At 35.0% G+C, this 7442-nt stretch carries 7 protein-coding genes; 3 read left to right on the top strand and 4 right to left on the bottom strand.

The window, feature by feature from the left end; all coding sequences use genetic code 11:
• Both N7931_RS08065 and arcB read left to right on the top strand, forming a co-directional pair.
• Positions 1–94: hypothetical protein (locus N7931_RS08065; RefSeq protein ID WP_262793262.1), on the top strand; the 94-nt coding region annotated here is incomplete at its 5' end.
• A gap of 90 nt (positions 95–184) precedes the next feature.
• A complete protein-coding gene (arcB, locus tag N7931_RS08060; protein ID WP_262793258.1) occupies positions 185–2527 on the top strand; it encodes an aerobic respiration two-component sensor histidine kinase ArcB in 2343 nt (780 codons plus the stop codon).
• Between the two features lie 86 nt (positions 2528–2613).
• On the opposite strand, the gene arcA is transcribed toward arcB, so the two are convergent.
• Both arcA and N7931_RS08050 read right to left on the bottom strand, forming a co-directional pair.
• Entirely contained in the window at positions 2614–3324 is a 711-nt protein-coding gene (arcA, locus tag N7931_RS08055) for a two-component system response regulator ArcA (protein WP_262793257.1), read from the bottom strand.
• Between the two features lie 180 nt (positions 3325–3504).
• Positions 3505–5085 (bottom strand): sensor histidine kinase, encoded by a 1581-nt coding sequence (locus N7931_RS08050; RefSeq protein WP_262793256.1) that lies wholly within the window; start codon positions 5083–5085, stop codon positions 3505–3507.
• Positions 5086–5241: 156 nt separating this feature from the next.
• Here N7931_RS08050 and N7931_RS08045 point away from each other — a divergent pair, with 156 nt between their 5' ends.
• Positions 5242–5658, top strand: a complete 417-nt coding sequence (locus N7931_RS08045; protein ID WP_262793255.1) for a DUF3293 domain-containing protein — start codon at positions 5242–5244, stop codon at positions 5656–5658.
• A gap of 5 nt (positions 5659–5663) precedes the next feature.
• Here the strand turns inward: N7931_RS08045 and N7931_RS08040 are convergent, their stop codons facing one another.
• Both N7931_RS08040 and glgA read right to left on the bottom strand, forming a co-directional pair.
• Positions 5664–5972, bottom strand: a complete 309-nt coding sequence (locus N7931_RS08040; RefSeq protein WP_262793254.1) for a hypothetical protein — start codon at positions 5970–5972, stop codon at positions 5664–5666.
• Positions 5973–6009: 37 nt separating this feature from the next.
• Positions 6010–7440, bottom strand: a complete 1431-nt coding sequence (glgA, locus tag N7931_RS08035; protein ID WP_262793253.1) for a glycogen synthase GlgA — start codon at positions 7438–7440, stop codon at positions 6010–6012.
• Between the last annotated feature and the right edge of the window lie 2 nt (positions 7441–7442).

The raw sequence follows: 7442 nt of genomic DNA, 5'->3' as shown, positions 1-7442 counted from the left end.
CTCACCAATCGCGATGGACGAAGGTTTACGTTTCGCAATCCGCGAAGGTGGCCGTACAGTAGGTGCTGGCGTTGTTGCTAAAATCTTTGCATAATTAATTTTTAATTATTGTGTTAAAAAGGCGCCTTTTGGCGCCTTTTTTGTTTTACAATGCTGCTACTCTTTTTTGTTAATAGGCTGTTGTATGTTAAAAAAAACCGGAAAATTATCTTGGCCTGAACGAGTTGCTCGAATTGTTAACCGTTTTGGTACATTACGCGTTAGCTTATTCTTTTTTGCCTTAGCATTTGGTTTCACCGCTTTAGAAGTTACTTTATTAAACTATTTTTTATATGGTGAAGTTGTATTAAGAGACTATCTTGATCCTGTTTTATTAACTTTATTAACCATGCCATGGGTATTATATTTTATCTCAGAGTTAGTTAGGCGCTTAGAGCGCTCACGTGAACATTTGACCCAAGTGATAGAGCAACTTGAGGCACTTCGTAAGCAAGATAAAGCCTCGGCTTCTAATCTTCGCCACAATATTCAGCAGCTAAATTATGAAATAGAAGAAAGAAAAAGAGCTGAGTTACAGCGTGAAGAAGCCATTCGTTTATTAAAACAGCAAATAGAAGAACGTCAAAAAACTCAGCAAAACTTATACGAACAATCCATTTTATTACGCTCCGCTTTTGATTGTTCCCCTGATATTATTTATTACCGTGATGAAAATGGGCGTTTCTCTGGTTGCAACCGTTCATTTGAAGAGTTAACTGGTAAAACAGAAAAAGAAATGATCGGGCTAACACCATGGGATGTTTACTCTGAGGATATTGCTGAGAAAGTAGTTGCTTCAGATAGAGAAGTTTTAGCCAGTAATGCAAGCTTAACTTACGATATGTGGTTAACCTATCCAAATGGCAGTAAAAAGCTTTTCTTAATTAAAAAAGTACCTTTCTTTAATAACGAAGGCAAACGTATTGGTTTGCTTGGTTTTGGCCGAGATATAATGGAAAAACAGCAGGCTCAGGAAGCATTAGAGAAAGCCAGCCGAGATAAAACCGCGTTTATCTCAACGATTAGCCACGAGCTACGAACTCCGCTTAATGGGATTGTTGGTATTAGCCGAATACTAAAAGACTCTAAACTGACGAAAGAGCAGCATAACCAAGTTAGTACGATCTTTGCGTGCGCAGTCACTCTAGGTAACATTTTTAATGATATTATTGATTTAGACAAAATTGAACGCAATAAACTGGCTATTAATCTTGAACCAATCGAGTTATCTGGTTTTGTGCATGAGTTGACCAGTGTTGCCAGCTTAATGGCTGAACAAAAACAACTGCAATTTAAATTTAGGTCAAATGTGCCGGAAGATCGCTGGGTGATGGCCGATCCAACCCGTTTACGCCAGGTACTTTGGAACTTATTATCTAACGCAGTTAAGTTCACATTAAAAGGTGACGTTGAGTTTAATGTTGATTGTCACATCCGTAATACTTTTGCTTGGATAGACTTTGAAATTATAGATAGTGGTATCGGTATTCCAGAAACAGAACTAGATAATATTTTCGCAATGTATTATCAGGTTGATCGAGAAGAAGTTAGGGCAGGAACCGGTACTGGTATTGGCTTAGCCATTTCTAAAATTTTGGTTGATGAAATGGGCGGTCAAATTGAGGTTTATAGTGAAGTGAATCAAGGTAGTACCTTCTCGGTATCGCTTAAACTGGACTTGGCAGAAGCACCTGAAAGTGCAGATAGTTCAAGTGTTAGTGGGCTTAATATTCTATTAGTTGAAGATGTTGAGCTAAACGTAGTAGTTGCTAACTCTATTTTATCTAAACTAGGCCATAAAACTGTGGTTGCTAAAACCGGTCAGCAAGCTATTGATAAATTTGATGCCGCTAAATTTGATATTGTCTTGTTAGATATTCAGTTACCAGACATGACAGGGTTTGATGTATTAAAGCATTGGCAATCATTGGATGTTCAATTACCACCTATTGTTGCACTAACTGCGAATGTGATTAAAACCCGTGATGAATATTTAAATAAAGGCTTAACCGATGTTATTGCTAAGCCAATTAAAATTGATAATGTGCATAAAGTATTTAATCGCTTATTTGATCAAAACTTATTAGCTGAGCATGAAGAGGCTCAAGCGATAGAAGGCAATGAACCAGTTAAAAATATTGATAAGAATATTTTGGATACAGAGTTTTTAGAGCAACTGTTAGATACCATTGGTTACGATTTAATTGAGCAAAATGTTGAGTTATTTGAAAAGCTAATTACAGAATATATGGAAATTTTAAATACTGTATTGTGCGCTAAAGATCAGGAAGAGATTGGTAAGCAAGCTCACAAAATAAAAGGTGCAGCAGCATCTATGGGCTTAAAACGCATGCAGAATGTGGCTAATCAAATACAGCTAACCGATACACCGGCTTGGTGGGAAAACTTAGATGATAGAGTTGAACAGCTAAGACATGCCTGCGAGCATGATGTAGTGGTATTAAAAGACTGGATTAATTCTTTGTAAGTTTATAATTAGAGGTGGATAAAAAAGCAGCCAAAGGGCTGCTTTTTTATACCCTAATCATATTGTGTTAAGTTGAAGCTTTATGTTTACTCTTCAACTTCACCACAAAAACGATAACCTTCACCATGAATTGTAGAGATGATTTCAGGTGTATCTGGAATAGACTCAAAATGTTTACGTAAACGACGGATAGTTACATCAACTGTTCTGTCGTTTGGCTTTAATTCACGGCCAGTCATTTCTTTAATTAATTGTTCACGTGTTAAAATTTTACCTGGGTTATCTAGCAATAACTGTAATGCACGATATTCACTTTTTGGTAAGCGCATGCTTTCGTTGTTTGGAGAAATTAAAGAACGGCTATCGCAATCTAAAGTCCAGCCATTAAATTTATATTCACTTACAGCTTCAACCGGCTCATTTGGTGCCGCTTTTGTACGGTTCATTAAGTTACGAGCACGAATAGTTAATTCGCGAGGATTAAATGGCTTAACTAAGTAGTCGTCAGCGCCAATCTCTAAGCCTAAAATACGGTCAACGTCGTTATCACGACCAGTTAAAAAGATTAAACCCATATTTTTAATTTCACGTAATTCACGTGCTAACATTAAACCGTTTTTACCCGGTAAGTTAATGTCCATAACAACAAGGTTAATGTCATTATTTTTTAAATAAGTATGCATTTCTTCGCCATCTTCGGCTGCGAATACATTGTAACCTTCAGCTTCAAATAAGCTGATCAGGGTATTGCGGGTGACCGCTTCGTCTTCTACGATTAGGATATTATGTGTTTGCATGGTTTTTCGTCTTATGTTGAATAAAAATTTTTTTATTTCAGTTGATTATAGTGACTAGCTGCTAATCTCTCAATCCATTATGCTTGATTTCTTCAAATATTTAGTGACTTTTTTAACATTTTTGGGTAAAGCTGAAAAAATCTGAGCTATTTCGTTAGGCAAAGGATTTTTATAACCTTTTTACTGGGGGATTTTTATAATAAAACGGATTCCATGACCTAATTCACTTTCGACTTTAATTGTCCCTTTTAATCCTTGAGTTACCAAATTATAAACTAGGTTCATCCCTAAGCCACTACCTCCTTTTCCTCGTTTAGTGGTCACAAATGGATCAAAAATTTTCTTTTTAAGAGCTTCGCTAATTCCCTTTCCATTATCTTTATAATTTATAATAAGCTCCTGTTCCTGAATGTAGATTTGGATATTAATAATCCCTTTATCTACATTCTCAAAACCATGGATAACTGAGTTCATCACTAAGTTAGTTATTATTTGTTGAAATATACCCGGTTTAATTACAGCTTCTAATGTGTTTTCGCATTCAATTTTTAGAGTATGTTGTTTGACGGTTGGTTTTAATGCTAAGAATACATCATTTAAAAATAAAGCTAATTTTAGCTTTTGATTTGATTCTTGAACTTGATTCACTGCTAACTGTTTAAAGCTGGAAATAAGTTCTGCACTACGATGTAAATTGCGGTAAATAATATCTAAGTTTTCTTTACTTTCATTTAGAAATTGTACTAGATGAGTTTGTGTCAATTTTTTTTGTTCTAAAACTTCTATTATATTCGTCAATTTATCTATCATTAAAGTTGATGCTGTTATTCCTAAGCCAATAGGTGTATTCACCTCATGGGCAATACCTGCAACCATATCTCCTAAAGAGGCCATTTTTTGGTTTTCTACTAATTGGTTTTGATATTCATGTAATCTTGATACTGCATCCATTAACTCTTTATTTGAATCTTTTAGTGCCTCCGTACGTTGATAAATTTTTTCTTCAAGATTTTGATTGAGTTTTAAAATTTCAGCCTCAGCATTTTTTTGTTGCTTAAGGTGATGCTCTATTCTATCAAGCATTGTATTAAATGAGTTGCTTAGGCTATTTAGTTCATCAATATTTTGATTTGGGGCTCTTATACTATAGTCTTTTTCTTTTGCTATATATTTAAAAATATTTGCTAATTGCTGTATTGGAGTTGTCAATTTCTTTTGTAAATAGAAAGCTAAGAATAGAGCAAAAATAATTGAACCCAATAAAGTCATTAATTTAATATAAAAACTATTTAAAATAGCAACTTCTAGCGAGTTCAGATTGAGCCTAAGGCAAATGAAGTAAGCTTTTGACTCTTTACAAAAAATCAGGCCATCAGAGTTAAAATTAGGGGAAGTATAATTTTTAATTACATTATTATTTAATGAAATAGGTAATGCATTCACTTTGTTATAGCTTAAAATAAATTGCTTTTGGTTACTTTGTTGATCAATCGAAAAAATAAGTGAGTTTTCTATTACCTCTACTGATTTTAAACTAGCTATTATCTCTGCTTGGTGGTTGAGTTTATCGGTGTATAAAAGCTGTTGGATAACAATATCTGAGTACGTATTTGCAAGTTTAATTAATTCCACTTTTTTTTGTTTGTAGTCTATAAAGCCATGTATAACAAACACAATAAATAATGTGCTTGTTGTAATAAAGACAACAGCCATAATAAAAATAAATTTAAAGGAATTAATTTGGGTATTTTGCGAGAGCATAATGATACATTCTAACTTGTTTGATTTAAGTGTATGCGATATTAACTGATTCACAAGTTTGGACGTTGGCATAAAAAATTAAAAATTATTTTATTGCTTTGCAACGTTAATTGATTAAAGTCTCTATTAACTTCATTGATACAAGGACTTTGACTAATGAAATCACTTTGGCAACTTTATAGTGAAACTGTTTTTTTATTAGAGCAGCCTTTAGGTGAGCAAATTGATTTTGCCATTATTACAGCGTACAACCCAAAAGGGCAGGCATGTACTTTGGGGTTTAACCGTTTACAGGATAAAGCTCTACAGGCTGATATAACTAACTTTAGAACGCCTTATCGCCGGTTATGGGGATGTTCGCCGCAGTTAGATTATTCTGAAAAAAGTTGGGCTGTGTCGATTAATAAACAACAAGCGCTGACATTAGCTACCAAATATCAACAAAATGCTTTGTATTGGGTAGAGCAGGGTGAGCTCTTTTTAATTCCTTGTATGTTAACCAGCCATAATGAAGAAAATTTGGGGCGCTTTAAAAGCCGGTGTCAGTATCAAATAACTGATTGCTGCACTTAATTTTGTTAACTGCGGCCAGTTATTAATTCCATTAAATCTTCTCTGTTTAACTCAAACTTCTGCTGGGCTTGCTCGAGTCTTTTATTTAATTTTTCTTGGTCTGTTGTTTGTAAATCAAAATCAGTTAAACAAATGCAAATTGCTTTATGTTTATATTTTGGGTTTTCTGTTTGAATAGAGCGGATTATATAGTGGGGACACTGTGCGGTTCGTTCATTGGCTTGAATACAGCCAATCTCTTCAGCATTTAAAGCTGGTGTAAAAGCCATGCTGATTAACAATAGTGTAAATGGACGAGATATACGTTTAATCATAGTGAAAAGGCAAGCAACTAGGCTTGCCTGAAATTTATCAAATAATAGAGCGATATAGCGCTTCGTATTTCATTGCTGAATCATGCCAGTTAAAATGCGTTTTTAAGGCTTTTTTCCTGACAATATCAAAAGTTTGCGGATATTCGTGATAAAACAGTAATGCTTTACGAATACAATTTAATAATTCTTCACTATCTGGCCGGTTAAATACAAAACCATTGGCATTAATTGGATCGGCTTCAAGGTCGATGACCGTATCTTTTAAACCACCGACAGCTCGAACAATAGGTAAAGTACCGTAAGCTAATGAATACATTTGATTTAAACCGCAAGGTTCAAATAAAGATGGCATTAAAAAGAAATCGCTACCAGCAGTGACCAAGTGTGAAAAACTTAAACTAAAGTCATTCATAAAATAAAACTTGCTGCGATGGCGTTCACTAATGGCCTGAATTTGGCTTACTAACTCAGGATCACCGGTTCCAACTAAAACAAGTTGCACATTATGGTGCAAAATATTTTCAATAATCGGGATGAGATAGCTAAAGCCTTTTTGATCGGTAATTCGGCATACCATACCAATCAGTGGAATATCGCCATTAACCGGTAAGTGACTGTATTGCTGGAGATTAGCTTTACAGAATGCTTTACCATTCATATCCTCTGCGCTGTAATTAGACGGGATCATTTTATCTGTTTGTGGATTCCACTGAGTATAATCACAGCCGTTGATAATACCGACTAAATCTGAAGACCGGCTTCTAAACAAATCGCCCATGTGGTGAGAGCCAAGATCGGTTTGGAGTTCTTGTGCATAACTGGGGCTAACCGCTACAATTTTAGTTGCGTATCTCACACCCATTTTTAGGTAATTGACATTGCCGTGATGAATATCGTCATAATTCACCCCACTTTTATATAAAAATGGCACTGAATCTAGCGAGAAAACCCCTTGAAATGCGCCATTGTGCACATTCAAAACGGTTTTAGCATTCGACAAATATGGATTATCTGACCAATGTTTAGTTAAATAAAATGGGATTAAACCAGTATGCCAGTCATTACAGTGGATGATATCTACTTTAAATTCTAGCAATTGAGCTAAGTGCAAAGCCGCCATGCTGAAAAAAGCATAACGTTCACCGTTATCATCATAAGCGTGATAGCCATCACTATAAATCCCTTTCCGAGAAAAATAATCAGGATAATCAACTAAATAAACAATAACACCGTTTAACTCTATCTGTTTTACATTGTAATGATAAATAGAATCACCAGCATGTAGCTCTACATTATTTAAAACAGTAACTGCATTCTCGACATTTGTACTGACCTTATAAAAAGGGGTTACAATTCTTACATCATGTCCAACTGATTTAAATGATATGGGCAGGGCTTTGGCAACATCTGCCAAGCCCCCTGTCTTCGCGAGGTCTTCAACCTCAGAGGATACAAATAATATATTCATTC

This window comes from Catenovulum sp. 2E275, from assembly GCF_025515275.1.
GTDB lineage: Bacteria > Pseudomonadota > Gammaproteobacteria > Enterobacterales > Alteromonadaceae > Catenovulum.
This window is presented reverse-complemented; position numbering and strand designations above follow the sequence as displayed.

What these genes read in the sequence shown, in the direction of transcription:
- arcB (WP_262793258.1), top strand. Translation starts at nt 185, where the DNA reads ATGTTAAAAAAAACCGGAAAATTATCTTGGCCTGAACGAGTTGCTCGA.
- arcA (WP_262793257.1), bottom strand. Translation starts at nt 3,324, where the DNA reads ATGCAAACACATAATATCCTAATCGTAGAAGACGAAGCGGTCACCCGC.
- N7931_RS08050 (WP_262793256.1), bottom strand. Translation starts at nt 5,085, where the DNA reads ATGCTCTCGCAAAATACCCAAATTAATTCCTTTAAATTTATTTTTATT.
- N7931_RS08045 (WP_262793255.1), top strand. Translation starts at nt 5,242, where the DNA reads ATGAAATCACTTTGGCAACTTTATAGTGAAACTGTTTTTTTATTAGAG.
- N7931_RS08040 (WP_262793254.1), bottom strand. Translation starts at nt 5,972, where the DNA reads ATGATTAAACGTATATCTCGTCCATTTACACTATTGTTAATCAGCATG.
- glgA (WP_262793253.1), bottom strand. Translation starts at nt 7,440, where the DNA reads ATGAATATATTATTTGTATCCTCTGAGGTTGAAGACCTCGCGAAGACA.